23 protein-coding genes are annotated in these 22,586 nt (G+C 53.3%); 11 read left to right on the forward strand and 12 right to left on the reverse strand.

Translation table 11 applies throughout. The features are described 5' to 3' along the window. The first annotated feature begins 17 nt into the window (after positions 1 to 17). Positions 18 to 830 carry a hypothetical protein gene (locus BZJ17_RS06325; RefSeq protein ID WP_077640150.1) on the forward strand — a complete coding sequence of 271 codons (813 nt, stop codon included), beginning with the start codon at positions 18 to 20 and terminating at the stop codon, positions 828 to 830. 74 nt (positions 831 to 904) lie between these two features. Here the strand turns inward: BZJ17_RS06325 and BZJ17_RS06330 are convergent, their stop codons facing one another. From BZJ17_RS06330 to hemC, 4 genes are read right to left on the reverse strand one after another with little or no spacing between them, the layout of a single operon-like run. Beyond that, positions 905 to 2,101: a heme biosynthesis HemY N-terminal domain-containing protein gene (locus BZJ17_RS06330; protein WP_077640151.1), complete on the reverse strand. Its 1,197-nt coding sequence runs from the start codon at positions 2,099 to 2,101 to the stop codon at positions 905 to 907. Next, the gene (locus BZJ17_RS06335; RefSeq protein ID WP_077640152.1) at positions 2,098 to 3,228 is read right to left on the reverse strand and encodes a uroporphyrinogen-III C-methyltransferase; all 1,131 of its coding nucleotides are present in this window, start codon (positions 3,226 to 3,228) and stop codon (positions 2,098 to 2,100) included. The genes BZJ17_RS06330 and BZJ17_RS06335 overlap by 4 nt, the downstream gene beginning before the upstream one ends. After that, positions 3,221 to 3,985, reverse strand: a complete 765-nt coding sequence (locus tag BZJ17_RS06340) for a uroporphyrinogen-III synthase (RefSeq protein ID WP_077640153.1) — start codon at positions 3,983 to 3,985, stop codon at positions 3,221 to 3,223. The genes BZJ17_RS06335 and BZJ17_RS06340 overlap by 8 nt, the downstream gene beginning before the upstream one ends. Next, positions 3,982 to 4,917, reverse strand: coding sequence for a hydroxymethylbilane synthase (gene hemC / locus BZJ17_RS06345; protein ID WP_069590307.1), 936 nt, complete (start codon positions 4,915 to 4,917; stop codon positions 3,982 to 3,984). The genes BZJ17_RS06340 and hemC overlap by 4 nt, the downstream gene beginning before the upstream one ends. 390 nt (positions 4,918 to 5,307) lie before the next feature. Here hemC and BZJ17_RS06350 point away from each other — a divergent pair, with 390 nt between their 5' ends. After that, the gene (locus BZJ17_RS06350) at positions 5,308 to 7,893 is read left to right on the forward strand and encodes a class I adenylate cyclase (RefSeq protein ID WP_077640154.1); all 2,586 of its coding nucleotides are present in this window, start codon (positions 5,308 to 5,310) and stop codon (positions 7,891 to 7,893) included. Positions 7,894 to 7,943: 50 nt separating this feature from the next. On the opposite strand, the gene cyaY is transcribed toward BZJ17_RS06350, so the two are convergent. Further along, positions 7,944 to 8,255, reverse strand: coding sequence for an iron donor protein CyaY (gene cyaY, locus BZJ17_RS06355; RefSeq protein WP_077455777.1), 312 nt, complete (start codon positions 8,253 to 8,255; stop codon positions 7,944 to 7,946). Between the two features lie 77 nt (positions 8,256 to 8,332). On the opposite strand from cyaY, the gene BZJ17_RS17405 reads away from it, so the two are divergent. Genes BZJ17_RS17405 through BZJ17_RS06380 form a run of 6 tightly spaced genes read left to right on the forward strand, consistent with a single transcriptional unit; the run spans position 8,333 to position 12,947 of the window. Then, entirely contained in the window at positions 8,333 to 8,443 is a 111-nt protein-coding gene (locus tag BZJ17_RS17405; RefSeq protein WP_096630268.1) for a lipoprotein, read from the forward strand. A gap of 24 nt (positions 8,444 to 8,467) precedes the next feature. Beyond that, on the forward strand, positions 8,468 to 9,721 hold the full coding sequence (lysA, locus tag BZJ17_RS06360; protein WP_077640155.1) for a diaminopimelate decarboxylase: 1,254 nt from the start codon (positions 8,468 to 8,470) through the stop codon (positions 9,719 to 9,721). A gap of 8 nt (positions 9,722 to 9,729) precedes the next feature. Beyond that, the gene (dapF, locus tag BZJ17_RS06365) at positions 9,730 to 10,560 is read left to right on the forward strand and encodes a diaminopimelate epimerase (RefSeq protein WP_069590300.1); all 831 of its coding nucleotides are present in this window, start codon (positions 9,730 to 9,732) and stop codon (positions 10,558 to 10,560) included. Continuing rightward, a complete protein-coding gene (locus BZJ17_RS06370; RefSeq protein WP_069590298.1) occupies positions 10,557 to 11,249 on the forward strand; it encodes a DUF484 family protein in 693 nt (230 codons plus the stop codon). Before dapF ends, BZJ17_RS06370 begins: the two co-directional genes overlap by 4 nt. Beyond that, on the forward strand, positions 11,246 to 12,217 hold the full coding sequence (gene xerC / locus BZJ17_RS06375) for a tyrosine recombinase XerC (RefSeq protein WP_077640156.1): 972 nt from the start codon (positions 11,246 to 11,248) through the stop codon (positions 12,215 to 12,217). Before BZJ17_RS06370 ends, xerC begins: the two co-directional genes overlap by 4 nt. 1 nt (position 12,218) lies before the next feature. Continuing rightward, positions 12,219 to 12,947 carry an HAD-IA family hydrolase gene (locus BZJ17_RS06380; protein WP_157893167.1) on the forward strand — a complete coding sequence of 243 codons (729 nt, stop codon included), beginning with the start codon at positions 12,219 to 12,221 and terminating at the stop codon, positions 12,945 to 12,947. On the opposite strand, the gene BZJ17_RS06385 is transcribed toward BZJ17_RS06380, so the two are convergent. The 4 genes from BZJ17_RS06385 to BZJ17_RS06400 are packed head-to-tail and all read right to left on the reverse strand — an operon-like array spanning position 12,944 to position 15,282. After that, on the reverse strand, positions 12,944 to 13,387 hold the full coding sequence (locus tag BZJ17_RS06385) for a DoxX family protein (RefSeq protein WP_077640158.1): 444 nt from the start codon (positions 13,385 to 13,387) through the stop codon (positions 12,944 to 12,946). The genes BZJ17_RS06380 and BZJ17_RS06385 overlap by 4 nt on opposite strands. A gap of 3 nt (positions 13,388 to 13,390) precedes the next feature. Then, the gene (locus BZJ17_RS06390) at positions 13,391 to 14,131 is read right to left on the reverse strand and encodes a DNA-binding domain-containing protein (protein WP_077640159.1); all 741 of its coding nucleotides are present in this window, start codon (positions 14,129 to 14,131) and stop codon (positions 13,391 to 13,393) included. Continuing rightward, complete coding sequence (locus BZJ17_RS06395; RefSeq protein WP_077640160.1) at positions 14,128 to 14,967, reverse strand: DUF692 domain-containing protein; 840 nt, start codon at positions 14,965 to 14,967, stop codon at positions 14,128 to 14,130. Before BZJ17_RS06395 ends, BZJ17_RS06390 begins: the two co-directional genes overlap by 4 nt. Positions 14,968 to 15,021: 54 nt before the next feature. Then, positions 15,022 to 15,282 (reverse strand): DUF2282 domain-containing protein, encoded by a 261-nt coding sequence (locus tag BZJ17_RS06400; RefSeq protein ID WP_077455769.1) that lies wholly within the window; start codon positions 15,280 to 15,282, stop codon positions 15,022 to 15,024. Positions 15,283 to 15,523: 241 nt separating this feature from the next. Between BZJ17_RS06400 and uvrD the strand changes: the two genes are divergently transcribed. Continuing rightward, on the forward strand, positions 15,524 to 17,704 hold the full coding sequence (gene uvrD, locus BZJ17_RS06405; RefSeq protein WP_069590284.1) for a DNA helicase II: 2,181 nt from the start codon (positions 15,524 to 15,526) through the stop codon (positions 17,702 to 17,704). A 96-nt stretch (positions 17,705 to 17,800) separates the two neighbouring features. Here the strand turns inward: uvrD and BZJ17_RS06410 are convergent, their stop codons facing one another. The 3 genes from BZJ17_RS06410 to rarD form a co-directional block, all read right to left on the reverse strand. Beyond that, on the reverse strand, positions 17,801 to 18,445 hold the full coding sequence (locus BZJ17_RS06410; protein ID WP_077640161.1) for a LysE family translocator: 645 nt from the start codon (positions 18,443 to 18,445) through the stop codon (positions 17,801 to 17,803). Positions 18,446 to 18,521: 76 nt separating this feature from the next. Next, entirely contained in the window at positions 18,522 to 19,259 is a 738-nt protein-coding gene (locus BZJ17_RS06415; protein ID WP_077599905.1) for an AraC family transcriptional regulator, read from the reverse strand. Between the two features lie 54 nt (positions 19,260 to 19,313). Next, entirely contained in the window at positions 19,314 to 20,231 is a 918-nt protein-coding gene (rarD, locus tag BZJ17_RS06420) for an EamA family transporter RarD (protein ID WP_069590342.1), read from the reverse strand. Between the two features lie 171 nt (positions 20,232 to 20,402). Here rarD and recQ point away from each other — a divergent pair, with 171 nt between their 5' ends. Together recQ and BZJ17_RS06430 are read left to right on the forward strand one after the other, a co-directional pair. Further along, positions 20,403 to 22,283 (forward strand): ATP-dependent DNA helicase RecQ, encoded by a 1,881-nt coding sequence (gene recQ / locus BZJ17_RS06425; protein ID WP_077640185.1) that lies wholly within the window; start codon positions 20,403 to 20,405, stop codon positions 22,281 to 22,283. Continuing rightward, the gene (locus BZJ17_RS06430; protein ID WP_077640162.1) at positions 22,270 to 22,572 is read left to right on the forward strand and encodes a DUF3630 family protein; all 303 of its coding nucleotides are present in this window, start codon (positions 22,270 to 22,272) and stop codon (positions 22,570 to 22,572) included. The genes recQ and BZJ17_RS06430 overlap by 14 nt, the downstream gene beginning before the upstream one ends. Positions 22,573 to 22,586 lie beyond the last annotated feature (14 nt).

Below are 22,586 nucleotides of genomic sequence, written 5' to 3' on the forward strand. Positions count from 1 at the left end.
TTTCAGGAGAGCAAATCATGAGGTGGTTGCGACGTCTTGCGGTGAGTGCCGTAGCAACATGGGCGATCAGTGCGCCAGTGAATGCGGCGCAAACGCCGTGTGCGGTGATTGACCACCAACAAGGCTGGCCCATTATTGGTGAGCAGTGCGATATTGGTGAAGGATTGTGGGGCAACCAAACGCTTGACCCAAATAGCCATGCGTTTTGGATCCAGTGTGGGGCAACGGAAGGTGTGCCATCGCGCGCGTTTTTCCAGTCGCTGCGTCAAGGGTTGCCAGACTTGCCGTTTCAGGTGCATCTCCGTGATGGGCGCGGGCGTTGCCTGATTGGTCCATATGATAACCCTGACGTGGCGCGTTTGGTGTTACAGCGTGTGCGCCAGTTCGGACCCACCCAAAAGGCTGTTATGCGTCAAACACGCCAGCCACTATCGGAACCGGCCGTGATTCGTTTACCCCCTTTAGCGACGCAGGCGAAGTCTGTGACGTCATCATCGATGATGGCAAAATCAACCATGCCAGCGAGCGCGTCCACCATTAACCTGAATCATTTTGGTTTGCCTGAGCCGGAAGCCGGCGATCAGCAATATGTGGAAAAGGATATCAATTGGTTGCGTATTGACTATGCAGGCGCGATGGCACGGTGCCAAAAAGAGGGCATGATGCTGGCAAGCCAAGCTGATTTGACCGCGGTATCTAAGGCCACCGATCAGTTGCCTATGCGTTTACCTTATTGGGTGCAAGGAGCAATGGGCGTGGATGCCCGCACTGGGAAAGTGGTGACACGTAATGCCGATGCGGCGTTAAACGTATTGTGCAAAAAGCGTTGACGCTCGGATGAAGAATAACAAACGCCCCGCTTGAAGCGGGGCGTTTTCGTTTGCTTGTGTCTCATTTTCCACGATTAAGCGGCAGGCGGTTGCTCGGGTAGCGCAAGTTTGAGTGCGGTGCGAGAGACATCGCTGGCCGCTTTTCCTTGATTGAGCTTATCCAACACGTCGGCGAGATATGCGTAGTCGGTCACGTCCGCACGATACTCGAGGGCTTTCTCAAAGTGGCTACGTGCGTCTTGCCATTTCCCTTGTTGCATCAGCAACTGGCCTAACGCGCTATGGGTGACAGGATTACGAGAGTCGTACCTGAGGAGCTCTTCGAGCATGACCACGGCGGGATGAATGTCAGGCAGCTTTAAGCTGGGGAGCAGCGCAATCAGGCTGTCCTCCGGACGTTTTTTCAAGGCTTCTCGCAGTAGAATATAGGCTTCAGAGTCCGCGTTGCGCGCCACTAAGTGGCGTACCAGCCCCACCAATAGAGCGGGTTGGCTGCGTTTGGTTTTTGAGAGTCGATTCCAGTGGGTTAGCAGCCCCTCAGTGCCTTGTTGGCTGGCAATGTGTGCCATGACACCGAGTTCCGCACGCTCACTGAGTGCTTCCAATTGCGTCCCATCGAGAAGCTGAGCCTTCTTCAGTGTGGGCAGCAAATTCAATAACGCCGACCAATCTTCCAGTTGAATATAGGTGTCTTTAAGCAGGGATAGCATCACCGGATTTCGAGGATGCTGGCGCTTAATGGCACGCAACGACGCCAGTGCTTCTTCGTACTGACCGCTTTGGCTGTGTAGTTGTGCACGGGTCAGGGCAAGTGCCAAGCTGTTCGCGTTAAGGTCAGCGGCTTGCTGGAGGTATTGATCCCTGGCATGAAGATCTTGACGCTGCTGCGCCGCTTCTGCTGCGGCCAGTAAATTATGCATGGGCGCGTCACTGAAAGGGCGGGCTTTTGCTAATAGCTTCTCCGCTTGCTTCCATTCGCCTTCGCGTAATTTCATCAATCCCGTTTGGGTTTGTTTGCGTGCTTTGCGTTGTTTACGTCCTGATAACCAACCGCTCGCGGTGCTACTGAGCGAGAGCAGCTTGCGCAGCACCCACTCGAGCACCCATAACACCCCAATCAATCCAATAATGAGGATAATCAGAGTGGTAACACTCATTTCAAGTGTCTGCTCGGCAGCAGAGATCAGTACATACCCTTGTTGACCAGCAAGTTCCGGACCGACGAGCAGACCGGCAACCAGCGCTAAGACAAGCAGTAGGAGTTTAATCATGACTGACCTCCTGTGAGTGGCGCGATGTCTCGACGAAGTCGGGTGTCGATTTCATCACTGACCAAGGCTTGGCTTTTTAGCTTGTTAGGTAAATCGATGCCGATTCTTTGCTGGTCGAGTGCATCGATTTGCTCGACAAAGCGTTCCGTCACGGTCGCATCTTGGTTATAAAACCGTAGTGTCCAATCTTTGGCCATACCCAAGGCCTCATGATACAAGGCATCATTGCCTTGATAGACCGCGCGCATTGCTTGATCGAGCTTGTTCTTGACGTTCTCTTGCAGATAGTAGCTTTGTGTTGGCGACAGCAGCGGGACAACATTGCCATCACGTTTGCGGTAGGTAACAAAGTTATCGACAAAGTCTTTCACGGAGGTAGTGAGGTTGGTTTGCCAGTCATTGACCGATTCGCTCACCACCGGCTTCTCGGTTTCAATCGCGTCAGGGATCACCGCATTGGCAAGCGGTAAGGTTTCGACCTGCTGTTGCATACTGGTTAAACGCAGCACGATGCCGTCTCGATCAATCCGTTTTACTGCTTTTAGCGCCGTAATGTCGTCGGCCATGGCCTGACGAATAGGCATCAAAGAAGGATCGTTGAGCTGGGCAATGCGATGGTCGGCCGCTTCCATCAGCGCGGTGGCGCTTTGCGCGTCATGCTCGAGCCAAATCTTGCGTCCGGCCATACGAATTAGGTAATCCGCTTCGGCAAGCAGCCAGTCATTCGGACGGCGTCCTTTCACTTCGGCTACCGCTTTTTGCAAGCTCTTCAAGGTATTGTCTTGTTGCGCTAGGCGTGTTTGGGTGTCATCAATCACTTGCGCGCGCGCTTTTGCTGCCGTCTGTTGCTGGTCATTTAGGGCTTGCTCAAGGCGTGCAATCTGCGCTTGCTGCGCGGATAGCGTATTTTGCAGCACGGTGGCTTGTTGGTGGCCGTGGTAGAAAAGCCAACCACTCGACCCTAGCGCGATGGCGATGGCAACTGCACCTAATATTAGTCCGCCTCGGCTGCGTGTGGCAGGTTTAGGCTTATTAGGCGCCGCTTTACTGTGCGAGGCGTGTGTATCTGGTGAAGAGGGAGTCGTGGCCTTGCTTTGCTTGGTGTCGGTGTTTTTGTTGTCAGTCATCCGAAAGTCCCGTTTTTCTTAACCTCAGCAGCGTGTTAACCAGTGCGTCATTGGCCACGCTGTCAACGGTCGTAATCGTGTCAAAACCGAGCGCAGTCGCTTGATCTTGAATCCTTTTACTGGGCACCAGTATACGGCATTGGCGCAGCCAGTGCTGTCCGCTCAGTGTGATAAGTTGATCAAAGTGGGCTAATTGTTGACCACTAGTTACCACCACGGTGGTAATCGTGTCTTGTGGCCAGCTTACTACTTGCGATACTAAAGGCTCAATCGCCCATTGTCGTAGATAGGCCTCGCAATAGTGAACTTGCCCGCCTTGCGACTGCAAGGTTTGCCCCATCATATCGCGTCCGCTCTCTCCGCGCAGAATAACCACCTGCTTCCCTTTTATCACGTTAAAAGGTGCTAATGAGAGCATGCCTTCGCTGTCTTCTCGCGCAGGATACTGTACCGGCTGGTTGGCAACCTGCTGCCATTCGTTGGCCGTGCGCTGCCCGACGGCCACATAATGACAATGACGCGGCCACGCTAACCCCTGTTGCTGAAGGGCTTGATGGGTAAATGCGACCGCGCGGGGGCTAACGGCCACTAACACACTACCTGCGGGGAGAGAGGAAAGTAGCGCGGGCAGTGACGGTAAATCTCGCCCCGGCGTAAAGCTAACCAGTGGGCAAGGTAAGGCCGCCAGCTTGTGTTGGGCAAGCTGGTCGACTAATTGGCTGCAATCCGGCTCGGGGCGAACAACAACAATGGTCATGCGTCGTCTTGATAAAGCTTATCCAAGATTTGACGTGCGCCTTGGGCGAGCAGTTGCTCGGCGAGATCGGTGCCCAGTTGTTCGCCTTTCTCGAGCGGCCCTGTAATTTCGCCGCGCAGAATGGTAGAGCCATCGGGCTCACCGACTAACGCACGTAGCCAGATTTTGTCGCCTTGGATTTCTGAATAACTGCCAATCGGCACCTGACAGCCGCCTTCAAGGCGATTGTTCATCGCGCGTTCGCACAATACGCGTTGAGTGGTGTTGGCGTCAGACAGCGGGGCCAACAAGGTACGAATACGTTCATCATCCAATCGACATTCAATCCCTACGGCACCTTGGCCAACCGCGGGTAAGATCACTTCTGGCGGGATTTCGCTGCGAATGCGATCGTGTAAGCCCAGTCGTTTTAACCCGGCTGCCGCGAGGATGATGGCGTCATATTGGCCATCGTCGAGTTTACCGAGACGCGTGCCGACATTGCCGCGCAATGTATTGACCACCAAGTCGGGGCGGCGCTCACGAAGTTGGGATTCTCGACGCAAGCTGGAGGTGCCTACCACCGCCCCTTCGGGCAATGCATCAATGCTGTCGTAATGATTAGAGACAAAGGCGTCACGCGGGTCGCCACGTTCACAAATGGTGACTAGCCCCAGTCCTTCAGGGAATTCGACCGGGACGTCTTTCATCGAGTGCACGGCGATATCGGCGCGACCGTCGAGCATGGCTTGCTCGAGCTCTTTAATAAACAACCCTTTACCGCCAATCTTGGCGAGCGGTGTGTCCAGAATCACGTCACCTTTTGTGACCATCGGCACCAGCTCGACGGATAAACCTGGGTGTGACTGCTCAAGAGCCGCTTTAACAAACTCCGCCTGCCACAAGGCCAGAGGGCTTTTGCGTGTCGCAATGCGTACGGGGGTTGAATACATGATTTACTTTCCTTCTTACACAATGGCGCCCATCCTATCATTGGCGCTGCGCTGGACGTAATCTCTCCTAACGCGTTTGCGCATTTATGGCGTGCTGGTCGCGATATAGGTGAAAAAATGTGATCAATCGCTTATTATTACAGCAAATTGTTACTTGGAAAGACGGCATTTTTGCTGGTCTACGACTAAGGTTGTAGAGCGAAAAAGATTGATGTTGGTCTCAAAAATCGCCTATAGTGCGGCATAGATACCACCACACAGGCATCGGGGTTATTGGCTTTACCCGAGTTGTCTAGAGTGTTACATTGATCACGTTTTGTTATCTGCAATTGGGCGGATACGGTGAAGACAGTAACGTCGACCTGTTGACCGGGATGTCAACGAATCTGGATGATTGCCTTGCAAACATACGTTGAACAGCAAACTGAACGCATCGAGGCGTTTAACCGTGTGAGAATGGATCGCGCGCGGTCAGCCATGAGCCGACAGGCTCAAGCGGTTTTCGATGTGCTACCAGTGCTTTTACACCTAAACCATCCGGCTTTACCGGGGTTTTTTGACGACAGCGTGCCCTTTGGCATTGCCGATTACGAGCTTGATGAGACACAACGTCAGTTTGTCTCCGATTGCTTGATCCACACAGACACCCGTTTCTCCTCTCTAACTGCGCGTTTTGAGCACGATCAGCGTCTGCCTATTAAAGGCATGTATACCATGGGCAGCACCGGGTCCATGGGGCAAAGCTTGACCAGTGACCTCGATATTTGGGTGTGTGTGGATGCCTCCGTCAGCGCGGCGCAGCGCGAGATGCTGGATGCCAAGTGCACCGCCATTTCAGAGTGGGCCCTAAACCAAGGGGTAGAAGCGAACTTTTTTGTGGTCTGTGAGGGCCGTTTTCGCCACCACTTGTCACAGGCGATGACCAGTGACAACTGTGGCACCAGTCAGCATTTTCTTTTGCTGGATGAGTTTTATCGCTCCTCCATGCGACTCGCCGGCCAAAAACTGTTGTGGTACATGGTGCCACCAGAGATGGAAGCGTGCTACGAGGACTACGTGGATACGCTGGTCGCTGATCATGGCCTTGACCGTCGAGATTGGGTCGACTTTGGTGGTCTGCCGACCATCCCAGCCGAAGAATATTTTGGCTCAAGCTTGTGGCAACTGTATAAAAGCATTGATTCACCGTACAAGTCTGTCCTCAAAGCAATTTTGCTCGAAGCCTACTCATGGCAGTATCCCGGCACCCAGCTTCTGAGTGTGGATGGCAAACGCCGTTTCTATGCCGGATGGGTCGATGTGTATCAGTCCGACGCCTATTATTTGATGCTGGAAAAAGTCACCCGTTATTTGGAATCCATTGGTGACACCCGTCGTCTTGACCTTGTACGTCGTTGTTTTTATCTAAAAACCCATGAGAAATTGACGCAGGCGCCGTCGACCGGCTCGGTCGCATGGCGTCGTGATGTGTTGCGATTGCTAACCCGTGAGTGGGGCTGGGATGAACAGGCGCTGGCCTACCTCGACAACCGCCGTTACTGGAAAGTCGAGGAGGTAAAATACGCGCACAACGAGCTGCTTGACGCCTTGATGCAAAGCTATCGGAACCTGATCCGCTTTGCTCGTCGCAACGATATTACGTCCGCGATTAGCCCGCAAGACATCAGTATTCTCGCGCGTAAACTGTATGCCGCCTTTGAAGAATTGCCGGGTAAAGTGACCTTATTGAATCCGCAAATTTCGCCGGATTTACATGAATCGGATCTCACCTTTATTCAGGTCTCGGAAGGGCGCACCAATGCGCCGGGTTGGTATTTGTATAAGCACTCGCTTGATCCGGTCGATATCATTGGTCGCGCGCCGCTAGAGCACAATGCTTATTTATCCAAGCTGGTGGCGTGGGCGTTTTTTAACGGCTTGCTGACGGAGTCAACCCATTTGCACACCGTGGTGCGCGATGCGGATGTTGATATCGATACCTTGTATCAGCTAGTCAGTGACATGCGTAACACCTTCTCATTACGTCCACCGCGCCCGACACTGGATGCGCTGTCGAGTCCGTGTGAAATTCGCCAGCTCGCGTTGTTTGTCAATTTAGAGCAAGACCCAACATCGGCATACAAAAAACCGTCGATGCGTTTTGACTTCAAAAACAGTGATATTTTCAGCTACGGCCCCGAACAAACCTGTTTGGTGGGGAGTGTCGATCTCGTTTATCGCAACTCGTGGAATGAAGTTCGGACCCTGAATTACCGTGGCGATGATGCCATTTTGGAAGCATTGAAAACCATGCTGGGCAAAATGCACCAAGATGCGCTGCCCCCAGAGTCTGTGGACGTGTTCTGCTACTCAAGCAAGATGCGTGGCTTAATTCGTAATCTGGTCTATCAATTGGTCGCTGAGTGCATTGAATTGCGCTTAAAACCAATTGAAAAGGAAAAGCGCCGCCGATTTAAAGCCTTACGCATCGGTAAGCAGACTCATGGTTTGTTTTTCGAACGTCGAGGCGTGTCAGTACAGCGGTTAGAAAACTCGGTTGATTTTTATCGCTGTATTTCCACCAACAAGGTCAACGGCACGCCGGTGATGGTGGTCGACAACCCACAAGATGTGCATCCGCCTGAAGTGGTTGATGCCTACGCCAGCGAAGGCTTGGTGCAGTTTTTCTTTGAAGATTGTACCAATGGTTACAACCTGTATATTCTCGACGAAAACAATCGGGTGGAAGTGTATCGTCAGTGTAGCGGGGACAAAACTGAGATGGTGCAAGGGGTAAACCGTTTCTATACCTCTTCTCATGACCGCTACAGCTACAGTGCCAATTTTATCAACTTTAACTTGCCGCAGTTTTATCAAATCGTGACCGATGAGCAGGGTGAAACCCAAGCCTTGCCCTTTAAATGCGATCCACAATGGCAGCCGCCGCGACAGCCGCCACATCAAGGATTATCCGGTCAGGTAGCGTCGTTTAAATAGTCAACGAGCGCGGCCCGTGGGGCTCGCGCTCTGTCGATTGTCCATTAAGATCACCAAGAAACAGGTTCGCCTGCGTGCTTGCTGCACTCTTGCTGCACCAGATCCATCAACACAAGTCCCGTTTTGCTGCAGGTCCATTCGCCGTCTTTGAGGGCAAAGTGGAATCCACCACTTTTCGACGCGAGCCAGATTTCTTGCATCGGCTCTTGGCGGTTAATGATGATTTGGCTGCCATCATCGAACTCCAGCGTCATTACGTTGCCAACGCTCTCATAATCGATGTCGGCGCCTGAGTCATCGATACCTTCTTCAATGGCCTGCATTTGTAAATCGACCAACTGATGATATTCCGTTGTGTTCATCCCGTTACATCCTATTGCTTTTCATGGTTGTGATGCGATTATAGAGGGCATTGACTCGATAATCACTGGCATTCACTATGCGAAAACTCGTCATTTTACTGATGTTCACTGGCATCATGACACTGACCGGCTGTGGCCAACAAGGGCCCCTGCATTATCCGGACGAACAACCGACGCAAAATCAATAACCAACGACGACAGGGAAGAACACCTTGGACTATTTCAATTATCAGGACGACGGCCAGCTGTGGGCCGAATCATTGCCTTTGACCCAGCTTGCCGATGATCACGGCACACCCTTGTACGTCTATTCACGTGCAACCTTTGAGCGCCATTGGCACGCGTTTGATCGCGCCGTGGGCGATCATCCGCATTTGGTGTGCTATGCCGTTAAGGCAAACTCCAATATCGGTGTGTTAAATGTGCTGGCACGCTTGGGGTCAGGATTTGATATTGTCTCTCAAGGTGAACTCGAGCGCGTGCTCGTCGCCGGTGGTGATCCTGCGAAAGTGGTGTTTTCTGGCGTGGGGAAAACGGCCGCAGAAATGCGTCGTGCACTGGAAGTGGGCATCAAATGTTTCAATGTGGAGTCCCACTCTGAACTCGACCGCTTAAATCAAGTCGCGGGCGAGTTGGGTGTGCAAGCGCCGATATCGTTGCGTATTAACCCTGATGTAGATGCCAACACTCATCCCTACATCTCAACGGGCTTAAAGGAAAATAAGTTTGGCATTGCCTTTGCGGAGGCGTTGAATAGTTTCCGTTATGCAGCCAGCTTGCCACACCTTAAGGTCGAAGGCATTGACTGTCATATCGGCTCGCAACTGACCGAGCTCGCGCCTTTTATTGAATCTACCGACCGCTTGTTGGCGTTGATTGATACCTTGGGTGATGAAGGCATTACGATTCGTCATCTGGATGTGGGTGGCGGATTAGGCGTGACCTATAGCGACGAGAAACCGCCTCAGCCATCTGAGTATGCCAAAGCGTTGTTGGCGCGTTTGGACAATCATCGTCATCTTGAGCTGATTTTTGAGCCGGGCCGTGCGATTGCCGCCAATGCGGGGGTGTTGCTGACCAAGGTTGAGTTTCTCAAGCACAGTGAGCACAAAAACTTTGCCATTATCGATGCGGGGATGAACGATTTAATTCGTCCGTCACTGTATCAAGCCTATCAAGAAATCATTCCCGTGGTGCCGCGCCAAGGGGAGCCACAAACCTATGATTTAGTAGGACCAGTTTGCGAAACGGGTGATTACTTGGGCAAAGACCGCTCGCTGGTGTTACAAGCGGGTGATTTACTGGCGGTACGCTCAGCCGGCGCATATGGCTTTGTGATGGCGTCAAACTATAACTCACGCTGCCGCCCCGCCGAGGTCATGGTTGATGGCGACCAAGCTCACCTTGTGCGCGAGCGCGAAAACTTGGCGTCGTTATGGCAGCTTGAACAGCGCCTACCAGAATAAGGATTGGCATGCAGGTACAGTTTGCAAAAATGCACGGGCTGGGCAACGACTTCATGGTGGTTGACTGTGTCACGCAAAACGCGTTCTTTTCGCCGGATCTGATTCGGCGTTTGGCCGATCGTCATCGTGGCGTCGGCTTTGACCAGCTATTGGTCGTGGAGCCGCCTTACGATCCTGAGACAGATTTCCATTATCGCATTTTTAATCCTGACGCATCGGAAGTCTCGCAATGTGGCAATGGTGCGCGCTGCTTTGCGCGTTTCGTGCGAATGAAAGGGCTAACCAATAAGCATCAGATCAGCGTGAGCACCCAAGCCGGTAAAATGCTACTGCACATTGAAAACGACAATCAGGTGCGCGTGAACATGGGCGAGCCGGAATTCACGCCGGGGAAAATTCCGTTTCGTGCCAACTCACAAGAAAAAACCTACTTGATGCGGGTGGCGGAACAGACCTTATTTGTCGGCGCCGTGAGCATGGGCAACCCGCATGTCGTAACTGTGGTCGAGGATGTTGACCATGCCGACGTGGACACCTTGGGACCGCTACTTGAAAGTCACGAACGCTTCCCTGAACGGGTCAATGCCGGCTTTATGCAGATCCTTTCCCGCAATGCGATTAAGCTTAGAGTGTACGAGCGCGGCGCTGGTGAAACCCAAGCCTGTGGCAGTGGCGCGTGTGCCGCGGTTGCGGTCGGGATTATACAAGGCCTGCTTGATGAGCAAGTAACGGTGAGTTTACCCGGTGGAGATCTCCGCATTCGCTGGCGTGGGCCGGGTCATCCCTTATCAATGACAGGCCCAGCGACACATGTATTTGATGGACAATTGCAATTATGAATGATGGGGTAGAAGCTTCGACACTGGAAACCATGCCTCTTCGCGATGAGGCGGTGGCAGCGTATTTAAAAGACAATCCAGATTTTTTTATTCGCCATCGCGATTTACTGACGCAGCTGACCGTGCCACATGGCGAGCAAGGTGCAGTATCGCTGGTGGAAATTCAACTCAAGCGCCTGCGTGAGCGGGTGGCGGAGCTGGAAGAAGACATTACCCAACTGATGAGTCTAGGGGCAAAAAACGATGCCCTGTTTCGTGCCTTTGCCGAGGCGCATCAGGCCCTGCTGCGTGCTAATACGCCGCAGGCGGTGCAAAAAGCATTGACGACGCTTAGCGAGCAACTGCAACTGAGCGTCAGCTTACGGGTGTATGCGCCTATCGACGGGCTGCAGACCATCTCACGTCAGGCGGTGGATCAATTAAAGAGTCATCATTTTGCCGGACGTCGTTGTTATCTCGGACGCTTGCGCCGTGTGGATGCTGAAGTAGTGATGGCAACGCCACCGGAGCTCGGCTCTTTTGCGCTGATACCGATTAAAGGGGAAGGCAAAGAGTGGGGACTGTTGAGCTTTGCGAGCGCAGATGGCGGGCACTTTCAGCCAGAAATGGACACCCTTTTTATCGAACAGCTGGCGGCACACTTGGCCATCTTATGTAGCCAGTGGACGAACAAGGGTGAGCGTCAGTGACAGCGGTAACGTCTGACCAAGCGGCTCCCCGTTCACTGACGGTCCCTCTTGACCGCTTTTATCAATATCAACTCAGCGAACGGGGCCTCAGTGCCCATACGCAACGTAATTATCAGCGCCAGTTAGATAAGATTGTCGACTTTCTGGCCGCGCGGGGCATCGCCCATTGGCAAGATGTGGATGCCGACTGGGTGCGACAAATTTCGAGCCAAGCCAAACGCGATGGCCTCAAACCGGGCAGTATTGCGTTGCGGCTGTCCGCACTGCGCAGCTTTTTCGACTATCTCGTACAAACCGAACAGCTTGCCGCCAACCCAGCCAAAGGGGTCGCCGCGCCCAAGCAAGGGCGCCAGTTGCCGAAAAACCTTGATGTGGATGAAATGAATCAGCTGCTCGAGGTGGAGCAAGACGACCCGCTGTCGGTACGGGATCGGGCGATGATGGAGCTGATGTATGGCGCAGGGTTGCGTTTGGCCGAGCTGGTGGATCTCAACGTGCGTGATGTCTCGGTACGTAAAGGGGATTTGCGTGTCACCGGTAAAGGGGAAAAGGAGCGTATCGTGCCTTTTTCCGGCATGGCGAAAACCTGGGTGATGAACTGGCTAAAAGTGCGCAACCAGCTCCTCAAAGGGCCAGAAGAGGCGCTATTTATCTCTAAACTCGGCCAGCGAATTTCGCACCGTAGCGTGCAAAAGCGTATGGCGGAGTGGGGACAAAAGCAGGCGGTGAACAGCCATATTAATCCTCACAAACTGCGCCACAGCTTTGCTACTCACATGCTGGAGTCGTCTGGGGATTTGCGGGCGGTGCAAGAGTTGCTTGGCCATGCCGATTTAAGCACCACACAAATTTATACCCACTTGGATTTTCAACACTTGGCGAAAGTGTATGACGCGGCGCATCCTCGTGCCCGCAGTACAGGGGCTCGTAAACCCAGCGCAGGCAAAAAAAACAACTCGGAGTCGTGATATGAAATTTTATCGTCGCTTAAACGCGTTTGATGCGGTGAGTTTTGACTTGGATGATACCTTGTACGATAACTGGCCGGTGATCGCACGCGCGGAGGCGGCGCTAAGCGACTATTTGAGTGAGCACTGCCCACCGCTCGCCGCGCTTGATAAAGCCACCCTTGCGGGATTTCGCCGCCAAGCCCGTGATGAGAACCCTGCCCAACGCTTTGATGTTACTGCGATGCGGGTTGCCCAGCTGACGCTTGCCGGTGAACATGTGGGTTTAACCGCGGAGAAGGCGCGTGCACAAGCCCAAGCGGCGACCACCTTCTTTTGCGGATATCGCAGTGACTTTACTCCGCCGGCGCAAAGTGTGGCTTACTTAAAAGCTTGGTCCGAGAAACTGCCATTGGTGGCCATCACTAACGGTAACGTCGACACCGATGCGATTGGCCTGACGCCGTTTTTCCAGCATATTTTCCGTGCCGGTGAACACGGTGCGGCCAAGCCGAACCCGGAGATGTTTGATAAGGCGGCGCAGGCCTTGGGCATCGCCCCGGCGCGTATTTTACATGTGGGCGATCACTTAAGTTCGGATGTGGCTGGCGCGCGCCAAGCGGGCATGCAAGCTTGTTGGATCCGCCCAGAGCGCCAATCTCCGATGATGCGCAAAGGACGTACCTTACCGGATGTGGCGATCGACGATTTATCTGAGCTCGATACCCTTATTCAGCAGTGGCACCGCTAAACGGTGCCGCTTTGTTTGCGGGCTAGCCAGTTATCGAGGTTAAGCCAACCCGGCCCCCACACACTGACCACCAATAAGATCACGCCCCACATAATGTGGTCATCATAGCCACGCTCCCAGAGCAGTGGATAGGAAGCGACCGCGACAATGTTGAATACAAATAACGCCAAGGTCATGGGACGCGCGAGCAGGCCCAAAGCAACAAATACCGGCAAAATCAGCTCCGCCGCGGTCCCTAAATATGCGGCCAGCTGCCAGGGCAGCCAAGGCACCTGATACTCAAACTCGAACAGGTATAAGGTGCTGTCCCAATTTTGGTATTTGATTAGCCCGGATTGAAAAAAAATCCACGCCACATAGACGCGACCCACCAACAGCAGTAGCGGTTGCAGTGGGGTAAGCGCGCGGGCGAAGGTGTGATTGATTGTGGTTATCCACATGGCTTACTCCTTACCATTGCAGGCAGTCGTTGGGGTGGTAAACGCGTTCATGGCCGCGAGCTCAGACACACACGCCAGTTGTACTTCTGACAGGTGGCCTAATGGTGTGTGGGGGCAGGCTTTTAGTACGCTGACATGACGGGTATTGAGCGTGTACCAATGCACCTTGTCTTGGTGAGCAACCAATAACAAAGATTGCGGCTTCTCGACCACCAAGCCTTCGAACTGCTCGGTGGCGATCGCTTGCCATACGTCACTGACCGCGTAGTCGCTTTCAAATAAACGGGCTTGCTGGTTGAGCGGTAAACAAACTTGCGTTTGTTGCTCAGGGCTTAGCAACGCGAGCGCGCTGCCTTCAAACGCCGGAGAGGGAGGGGCGAGAGTGAGTACCACTTGTGCCCACTCAAAACGGGCAAGCTCGGCGCAACACGGCACGGGCTCGATAATATTGGGTAGGGCGCGCAAGGTCGCATCGAACTGTGCGCCATAGTCTTCCATCACCCCGGTTTGCGGGGGATGCATCATCGCATGATTACGCGCTACCGCATCAAAACACGCCTCACCTAATAGTGCACAGGTCTTGGGATACACGCATTTTAAGGTGTCAGTGAGGGTGACCACATAATGGTTGCGATAAATCTGCAATCGCTTGTCAGCGGCAACACGACGGTCTTTTATCGGCAGCGGTTGTGGATCATCTCGCAATGTGGCAGCAAAGGCCTGCTGCAGGGTTGCCAGCGTCATACCGCCTCCTTGTGTCGAGCCAGTCGGGAGTGGGCTTTGGCCGCTTCTGCTAACAATCGCTCGGGCGAAGGCAAGTCGCTATCCCACTCTATGAGGGTGTGGCGAGGGCCGTGGCGGYCAATCCACTGTTGATAGAGCGTCCACACCGCCTCGCTAACCGGTTGGTTATGGGTGTCTATCCAAATTTCTCCTGCGGGGGTGTGTTTGACGGTAAACCCCGCAAGGTGAATTTCTTTCACCGCATGGGCGGGAATTGCGTCAAGGTAGGTACTGGCGCTAAAATCATGGTTAAACGCGCTGACATGAACGTTATTTAAATCGAGCAGCAAATCGCAGCCCGTGCGAGCGTGCACTTCGGCGATAAATTCCCATTCGTGGTAGTCACCCTGAGCAAAACATAAATAGCTCGATGGATTTTCAATCAGTAGGGGGCGCTGTAGCGCATCTTGAACCTGTTGCACATTGGCGCAAAATACTCGCAATGCCTGCTCGGTATAGGGGAGGGGGAGTAAATCGTGAAAGTGCTGCCCGTCTATCCGGCTCCAACTTAGGTGGTCAGACACAAACAGTGGCTCGACGTGTTTGACCAGTGTACACAGTTTGTCTAAATGGGTCCGATCAAGCGGCTCGTCGCTCCCCAGCGATAATCCCACGCCATGACAGCTGATGGCGTAATCCTCACGTAATCGCATCAGGGTTGAAAAAGCAGGACGGTGAGGGCGGAAATAGTTTTCACTGTGAATTTCTAACCAGCCAAGCTTTGGGCGATATTGGTCGAAGTAGGCGAGATGGGGTTGTCTGAGCCCCACGCCGGTCAAAACGGTTGCCTCATCCATGGTCGCTCCTTGTGATCAAGTGACAAAGCCCGGGGCAAGCCCGGGCGCGCCATATCAGGATGACGAGGTACTGCCGCCAGCTAAGCGATCGCACAAGCCTTCAGGCACCATGACAAACGCATCTTTTTGGCCGTCTTCGGTGGAGGTGCCCGCGCAGGAGCTGGTGTTGGTGGCGCAGTCATTTTGTCCGGCTTTGGCGACGCCATAGCATTTTTCTTTTTCTGCCGCGTGGGCCGGTGCGCTAGTGAGTGTGGTCGCGCCTACAGCCAGTAATCCTGTCACAGCAGCGGCAACCGCTAGGTTAGTGTGTTTCATCATGCTTCCTCTTCTTGTTCCGTATTGGTGTTATCAGCCCACTGATTCGTGGTGGGCATATAAACCAAGATAGGAAAACGCTGCGCAATCTTTCACCACTTAAGCGTTTTTTTGCATGGTGAGGGCTAACTTGTTGAATGTTTGTTTAAAAAAGTTGCGTCGGGATCGGGCGCGCAATTTAGTGGTGAGCTGGTATAATCGCTAACCAGTGTATAAATACCCAGTAAAATGGCAGGTGGCGATGGACGTATCAACTCTTCTTGACGGACTCAACGACAAACAGCGTGAAGCCGTGGCCGCGCCGCTCGGCAACCATTTGGTGTTGGCAGGTGCTGGCAGTGGTAAAACCCGGGTGCTGGTTCATCGTATGGCTTGGCTGATGCGGGTGGAAGAGGCATCGCCGTTCTCGGTGATGGCGGTCACCTTCACCAACAAAGCGGCAGCGGAAATGCGCGGTCGTATCGAGCAATTGATGCAAGGCACCGCCTCTGGCATGTGGTGCGGCACCTTCCACGGCATTTGCCATCGTATTCTCCGTGCCCACTATTTAGACGCCAACCTGCCACAAGACTTCCAAATTCTTGATTCAGATGACCAGCAGCGCTTGCTACGCCGGTTAATCAAAGCGCAAAACTTGGATGAAAAACACTGGCCCGCCAAGCAAGCGAGTTGGTACATCAATGGCAAAAAAGACGAAGGCTTGCGTCCCAAGCACATTGATACCCGCCATGATCCGGTTGAGAGCACTTGGCTGCGGATTTATCAGGCTTATCAAGAAGCCTGTGACCGCGCCGGTTTGGTGGATTTTGCCGAGATCTTGCTGCGAACCTTAGAGTTATTGCGCGATAAAGCGGTGATCCGCGAACACTATCAAGCACGTTTCCAGCACATTTTGGTGGATGAGTTCCAAGATACCAACAACATCCAATATGCGTGGCTGCGTATGATGGCCGGCCAACAGGCGCATGTCATGATTGTGGGGGACGACGACCAATCCATTTACGGCTGGCGTGGCGCGAAAGTCGAAAATATTCAGCGTTTTCTGGACGATTTCACCACCCCGCAGACCATTCGCTTGGAGCAAAACTACCGCTCAACCAGTACGATTTTGCAAGCGGCGAACACCCTGATTGAAAACAATGCCGACCGGATGGGCAAAAGCCTGTGGACCGAGGGCAAAGAGGGTGAGCCCATCTCTGTGTATGCCGGTTTTAATGAACTGGATGAAGCGCGTTTTGTGGTCGGGAAAATCAAAACTTGGCAAGACGAAGGTGGCGTACTCACTGATAGCGCGATTTTATACCGCAACAACGCCCAATCTCGGGTGCTGGAAGAAGCCTTAATTCAAGCCGGCCTGCCTTATCGTATCTACGGCGGCATGCGCTTTTTCGAACGTCAGGAAATCAAAGATGCACTGGCGTATTTACGTTTGATGGCTAACCGCAATGACGATGCGGCGTTCGAGCGGGTGGTAAACACGCCCACTCGTGGGATTGGTGATCGCACCCTTGAGACGCTTCGTGGCGCGGCGCGCGATCGCGGCCAAACTTTATGGCACACTGCCGAGCAAATCTTGGCAGAAAAAGCGCTGGCAGGACGCGCGGCCAATGCATTGGGCCGGTTTATCGAGTTGGTCAATGCGCTAGAAGATGACACCCGTGACATGGCACTGTATCAACAAACCGATGCAGTGATCCGTCACTCCGGCTTGCGTGCCATGTATGAGCAAGAAAAAGGCGAAAAAGCGCAAGCACGCGTCGATAACTTGGAAGAGTTGGTGACGGCCACGCGCCAATTTACGCCGCCCGAGGAGGCGGAAGCGGAAGGCATGACACCGCTGTCGGCATTCTTGGCCCATGCCGCCCTTGAGGCCGGTGAAGGCCAAGCGGACGAGTTTGATGATGCGGTCCAATTGATGACCTTGCACAGTGCCAAAGGCCTCGAGTTCCCCTTAGTCTTTATGGTCGGGGTGGAAGAGGGCATGTTCCCCAGCCAGATGTCAGCCGAAGAAGCGGGTCGCTTAGAAGAAGAGCGTCGCCTTTGTTATGTCGGCATGACGCGAGCGATGGAAAAACTCTATCTGACCTACGCAGAAATGCGCCGTGTGTACGGCAAAGACATGTTTCATAAGATCTCGCGCTTTATTCGTGAGCTGCCCGAGGCCTGCTTGGAAGAAGTGCGTATGCGTGCCAATGTCTCACGCCCTGCTGCAAGCGGTGGTCGTTTTTCCAAAACGCAGACTCAGGAGAACTTTAACCAAACCGGATTTAGTTTGGGTCAGCGGGTTCAACACCCTAAGTTTGGTGAAGGCACCATCATCAACTTTGAAGGCAGTGGCGGACAAAGCCGCGTGCAAGTTGCCTTTAATGGGGAAGGGATTAAGTGGTTGGTGACTCAGTACGCCAAACTGGAAGCGCTTTAATCTCGGCCGCTTAACGCCAAAAAACGTCACATACGCCCAGCCTTGGCTGGGCGTATTGGTATTGACTCCATTGCCTGCACTTTTTCAGCCGCAGCGTTAGCCGAACACGCCGGCTTGCCAAACGACCGCGCCACCTAACAGCAAAAACAACAACGCACACAGGCCATCGATAACCGGGGCGACTTTGGTGAGCACTTGCTGTACGCGACTGCCTGATAGCAGCCAGGCAAGCGACGAAAACCAGCCTAATGAGAGTAGGAACACCACCGCCACGGCCATGGCTTTGCCACTGGCAGACATGCTGGCCGGCACCAAGGTACTCATCAACGAAATAAAAAACACCAAGGCTTTAGGGTTAAAAAGGTTGGTCAGCACCCCTTTCCAAAAGGCCTGTTTTTGGCCGCGTACTGCAGGCGCATCATTGGTGGTTTGCGCCGGCGCTTTGGTGGCGGCGAGCAAACCTTTGATTGCGCTAAGGCCTAAATACATCAGCACACTGCCCCCTGCCACTTGCACCCACATAAACAGTTGCGGGTGCTGATGCACCAACAGACTGATGCCGGTAATGCTCAGTATTGTGTGCGCCAAAATACTGAGCGATAACCCTAGTGCAATCGCCAAGCCAGTAGCACGGCCATAACGGGTTGCATTTTGGAGCACCAAGGCAAAATCGGGCCCGGGGCTGAGCAGTGCAACCATATGCACCCCCGCCAGGGTGGCGAGAATAGTCAGCTCGTTCATCCTAACCTCTTTTTAAGCATGAAAAGGGCAAGATACGCCATAGCCTTCGCAGGAGTATTGTAGATTCTTATCATGGTTAGCGTGCTTGTGAGGGCAGCAGGGCAAAGTGGTTATAAAAAGCACGGACAAAATGTGCTTGATCATGAAAGCCGTGTTGATGGGCAACCGTGCTCAGCGGCGTGCCAGCACGAATCGCTAACAAGCTTGATTCGAGGCGTAAGCAGAGGAAATAGGCGTAAGGGCTCATACCGGTTGAGCGCTTAAACTGGCGACAAAACTGTGGCACGGACCGATGTGTTAGCTGGGCGAGCTGTGACAATTCAACCCCCTCTTCCAAGTGGGCATGCATGTATTCTCGCAACTGCTTAAGCTGCGTTTGGGTGAGAGGTGCTTGTGGATGTTGCGCGTTGTGGGTATACAGCAATGGCTCTATGGCGGCGACTAGCGCGGACTCACAAGCCAGTGAATCGGGCTGGTGTATCAACTGCTCACTCAGTTGATACACGCGTTGCCAGCATGCGCGTGCCAAGGGCTTTGTTGTGAAGGGCATGGTGTCATTACCAATATGATAATGCTCTGTTAGCCATTGCGGTGACAGCGCGATCACGCGATAGCTATAGGCATGTTGGTCGACGGCAGTGCCATCATGTACCTCACCTGGAGGCATAATCACGAGCTCTCCGCGGCGCGCAACATGGCTCGCACCGCGGTAGTAATAACGCTGGGCCCCAGCGGTGATCAGCCCGATATGGTAATCAAGATGATAGTGGCGCTTGAAGGACTCATGATGAAAATGGCCTTCGATAATACGCACGCCGGCTATCTGGGTGGCTTGGTGCTGGGTCGTCAGAGCGTTCTCCTTACTCGTTTAGTCAATCGCCGACGCTTGCTCTAGCGAGGATTTAGGTCGGCGTGCCCGATAGGCATCAAAGCTAAATATCGCCAAGGCGGCCCAAATAAAGGCAAAGGTGGTGGCTTTATCTGGGGTAAAGGGTTCGTCATACAAGCCGACGGCAAGTAAAAACATTAAGCTAGGGCCAATATATTGGAAAAAGCCTAATACCGTTAAGGGTAAGCGGGTGGCGGCGCCGGTAAAGCACAGTAAAGGCACCGTGGTGATCAAACCGGCAGCGGCCAGTAGCATATTGAGGTTGATGGGATTATCGAGCAAGTTGGCGCTGGGGGTATCGGCAAACTGCCAAAGATAAATCAGCGCAACGGGCAAGAGTGTACAGGTTTCCACAAACAACCCTGGCACCGCAGGGAGATTGATTTTTTTGCGCAGTAAGCCGTAAATCGCAAAACTAGTGGCCAGCACCAACGCAATCCAAGGCAGTGAGCCAAAGGTGATCAGTTGTACTAATACCCCCACCAACGCTAGCGCGGCCGCAAGCCACTGTAGACGGCGGAAACGCTCACCAAGAAAGATCATCCCCAGCGCCACGTTCACCAGTGGATTAATGTAGTAGCCAAGGCTGGCATCCAGCATGCGGTTATTGACAATCGCCCAGATAAAAATCAGCCAATTACAGCCAATAAAGCAAGAGGTGAGCATCAGCATCAACAGCTTTTTCGGCTCGCGGATAATCGGCTTGAGCTGATAAAAGCGACGGGTGAAAAAAAGCAGCAATGCCAAAAAGACAAACGACCACAATACCCGGTGCGCTAAAATTTCGGGCGCCGGAATATGGTTGACCGTTTTAAAGTACATGGGGGCGATACCCCACATAATGTAGGCCGCAAGGGCCAGTAACACGCCTTGGCGTGTGCGTTTGGGATCAGGAATCACAGCGCAGTCTCGTTATAAGTGTCGGTCAGGGATGAACACGAACGTGTGCATGTTGCCTAGATGTAACAAGTTGTAAGGGCGGGCGCAAGCACCTTTCTCTGTGCTCAGGGTTTCATCGCTTACGGGGTGTCGGTAGAATGAGCGCCAGTTTGAGTAATGAGCTTGATTATGTCCGCCACCCCCGCCCATGCCGATGCGTCAACCGAAACTGACGCCGCTACCGCTGATCCTGCTGTGAGTCCTGCCCACCAGGTACTCAAAGCGGTGTTTGGTTATCACCAGTTCCGCGAGGGTCAGCAAGCGGTGATTGATGCAGCGATTGCGGGGCGTGATGCCTTGGTGATTATGCCGACCGGGGGAGGGAAGTCACTGTGCTATCAGATCCCCGCGTTGGTGCGCACTGGCTTGACCGTGGTGATTTCACCTTTGATTTCATTGATGAAAGATCAGGTTGACCAGCTTAATGCCAATGGGGTTGCGGCGGCGTGCTTAAACTCAGCGATGACGCCTGAGGCGCAAGCGGATACTTTGCGTGCGCTAAATCAGGGGGAGGTGAAACTACTCTATGTTTCGCCTGAGCGCGCGCTAGGGCGTGACTTTCTCCATCGCTTAACGGAGTGGCAACTGGCGTTGATTGCGGTCGACGAAGCGCACTGTATTTCCCAGTGGGGGCATGATTTTCGTCGTGAATATGCCTCTTTAGGCCAGCTCAAACAGCACTTTCCTGACGTGCCGGTGATGGCGCTGACTGCCACCGCGGATGCCACCACGCGCGAGGATATTTTGTCCCGCCTTGCCCTGCATGATCCGCTGGTACATCTGGGTAGCTTTGACCGCCCTAACATTCGCTACACCTTGCTGGAAAAGCACAAACCTTTGGCCCAATTAGTGCAGTTTCTGAGTGGTCAACGCGGCCAATCAGGGATTGTCTATTGCAATAGCCGTAAGCGGGTTGAGCAAGTCACTCAAAAACTGTGTGATAACAATATGCTCGCCGCCGCTTACCATGCAGGGATGACCACAGAGGCGCGCGGATCAGTCCAAGAGGCGTTCCAACGTGATGATGTCAACATTGTGGTGGCGACCGTGGCGTTTGGAATGGGGATCAACAAGCCCAATGTTCGCTTTGTGGTGCACTATGATGTGCCGCGCAATATTGAATCTTACTACCAAGAAACCGGCCGAGCAGGGCGAGATGGACTGCCGGCTGAAGCGGTGTTGTTGTATGACCCCTCCGACATGGGATGGCTCCATCGCTGCTTGGAAGAAAAGCCGGATGGGCCCCAAAAGCAGGTCGAAAGCCATAAACTGACCGCGATGGGCGCATTTGCTGAAGCACAAACCTGTCGCCGTTTAGTGCTCCTAAACTACTTTGGCGAGCATCGGCAAACCCCATGTGGCAACTGTGATATTTGCCTCGACCCGCCCACCCATTTTGATGGCACCGAACAAGCACAAAAAGCGCTGTCGTGCGTGTACCGTGTTAACCAAAGCTTCGGGGTTGGATACGTGGTGGAAGTGTTGCGCGGGATGCAAAATCAGCGCATTAAAGATCATGGCCATGACAAGCTCTCTACCTACGGCATCGGGCGAGAGTGGAGCCATGAATACTGGGTAAGCATTATTCGCCAATTGATCCATCGCGGTTATTTGGTGCAAAACATTGCCCGTAGCTCGGTGCTGCAGTTAACTGAACAAGCGCGACCATTACTGCGCAGCGAGATTGCCCTTGAGCTGGCGGTACCGCGTATTGGCCTCAGCCCTCGCACCAAGGCCAACAAGCTGAGCCAGCGCCATTACGATAAAAAACTGTTCGCCAAGCTGCGTAAGTTACGTAAAGCCATTGCTGACGAAGAAGATATTCCACCTTATGTGGTGTTTAACGACGCAACCTTGATGGAAATGGCCGAGATGCTGCCGTCATCGCAAGCGGAGCTCCTAGCGGTCAGTGGCGTTGGGCAGCGCAAGCTCGAAAAATTTGGCGATGCGTTTTTGGACTTGATTGACGATCACTTGAGTTTGAGCGAGTACGGCTATGGCACCGAGTAATTGGCAATTGATAGCGTCCGACAACACCTTGGCGTTTTATCAGCCGCAGCTGGATGCGGATAATGGCAAAGAAATCTGTCAGCCATTGCTGCAAGCCCTCGAAGCCTCTGTGCTGGAGTGGCAACAAGACGCGGATATGATGACCTGGCTGATTGATTTTGAAGGCACGCGTTTGATGCTTAAAGCAGCACATTACACCCAGAGCGTGTGGTTAGAAGCGCTGGATGAGGAGGGCGATGAGGTGATTACCTTTTTGCGCCGCTGGTGGACGCGTCATCCGCCTCTTTAAATTGCGCTGGCACC

This window comes from Salinivibrio sp. IB574 (genome assembly GCF_001996205.1).
Taxonomy (GTDB): domain Bacteria; phylum Pseudomonadota; class Gammaproteobacteria; order Enterobacterales; family Vibrionaceae; genus Salinivibrio; species Salinivibrio proteolyticus.

What these genes read in the sequence shown, in the direction of transcription:
- BZJ17_RS06325 (WP_077640150.1), top strand. Translation starts at nt 18, where the DNA reads ATGAGGTGGTTGCGACGTCTTGCGGTGAGTGCCGTAGCAACATGGGCG.
- BZJ17_RS06330 (WP_077640151.1), bottom strand. Translation starts at nt 2,101, where the DNA reads ATGATTAAACTCCTACTGCTTGTCTTAGCGCTGGTTGCCGGTCTGCTC.
- BZJ17_RS06335 (WP_077640152.1), bottom strand. Translation starts at nt 3,228, where the DNA reads ATGACTGACAACAAAAACACCGACACCAAGCAAAGCAAGGCCACGACT.
- BZJ17_RS06340 (WP_077640153.1), bottom strand. Translation starts at nt 3,985, where the DNA reads ATGACCATTGTTGTTGTTCGCCCCGAGCCGGATTGCAGCCAATTAGTC.
- hemC (WP_069590307.1), bottom strand. Translation starts at nt 4,917, where the DNA reads ATGTATTCAACCCCCGTACGCATTGCGACACGCAAAAGCCCTCTGGCC.
- BZJ17_RS06350 (WP_077640154.1), top strand. Translation starts at nt 5,308, where the DNA reads ATGATTGCCTTGCAAACATACGTTGAACAGCAAACTGAACGCATCGAG.
- cyaY (WP_077455777.1), bottom strand. Translation starts at nt 8,255, where the DNA reads ATGAACACAACGGAATATCATCAGTTGGTCGATTTACAAATGCAGGCC.
- BZJ17_RS17405 (WP_096630268.1), top strand. Translation starts at nt 8,333, where the DNA reads ATGCGAAAACTCGTCATTTTACTGATGTTCACTGGCATCATGACACTG.
- dapF (WP_069590300.1), top strand. Translation starts at nt 9,730, where the DNA reads ATGCAGGTACAGTTTGCAAAAATGCACGGGCTGGGCAACGACTTCATG.
- BZJ17_RS06370 (WP_069590298.1), top strand. Translation starts at nt 10,557, where the DNA reads ATGAATGATGGGGTAGAAGCTTCGACACTGGAAACCATGCCTCTTCGC.
- BZJ17_RS06380 (WP_157893167.1), top strand. Translation starts at nt 12,219, where the DNA reads ATGAAATTTTATCGTCGCTTAAACGCGTTTGATGCGGTGAGTTTTGAC.
- BZJ17_RS06385 (WP_077640158.1), bottom strand. Translation starts at nt 13,387, where the DNA reads ATGTGGATAACCACAATCAATCACACCTTCGCCCGCGCGCTTACCCCA.
- BZJ17_RS06390 (WP_077640159.1), bottom strand. Translation starts at nt 14,131, where the DNA reads ATGACGCTGGCAACCCTGCAGCAGGCCTTTGCTGCCACATTGCGAGAT.
- BZJ17_RS06400 (WP_077455769.1), bottom strand. Translation starts at nt 15,282, where the DNA reads ATGAAACACACTAACCTAGCGGTTGCCGCTGCTGTGACAGGATTACTG.
- uvrD (WP_069590284.1), top strand. Translation starts at nt 15,524, where the DNA reads ATGGACGTATCAACTCTTCTTGACGGACTCAACGACAAACAGCGTGAA.
- BZJ17_RS06410 (WP_077640161.1), bottom strand. Translation starts at nt 18,445, where the DNA reads ATGAACGAGCTGACTATTCTCGCCACCCTGGCGGGGGTGCATATGGTT.
- recQ (WP_077640185.1), top strand. Translation starts at nt 20,403, where the DNA reads ATGTCCGCCACCCCCGCCCATGCCGATGCGTCAACCGAAACTGACGCC.
- BZJ17_RS06430 (WP_077640162.1), top strand. Translation starts at nt 22,270, where the DNA reads ATGGCACCGAGTAATTGGCAATTGATAGCGTCCGACAACACCTTGGCG.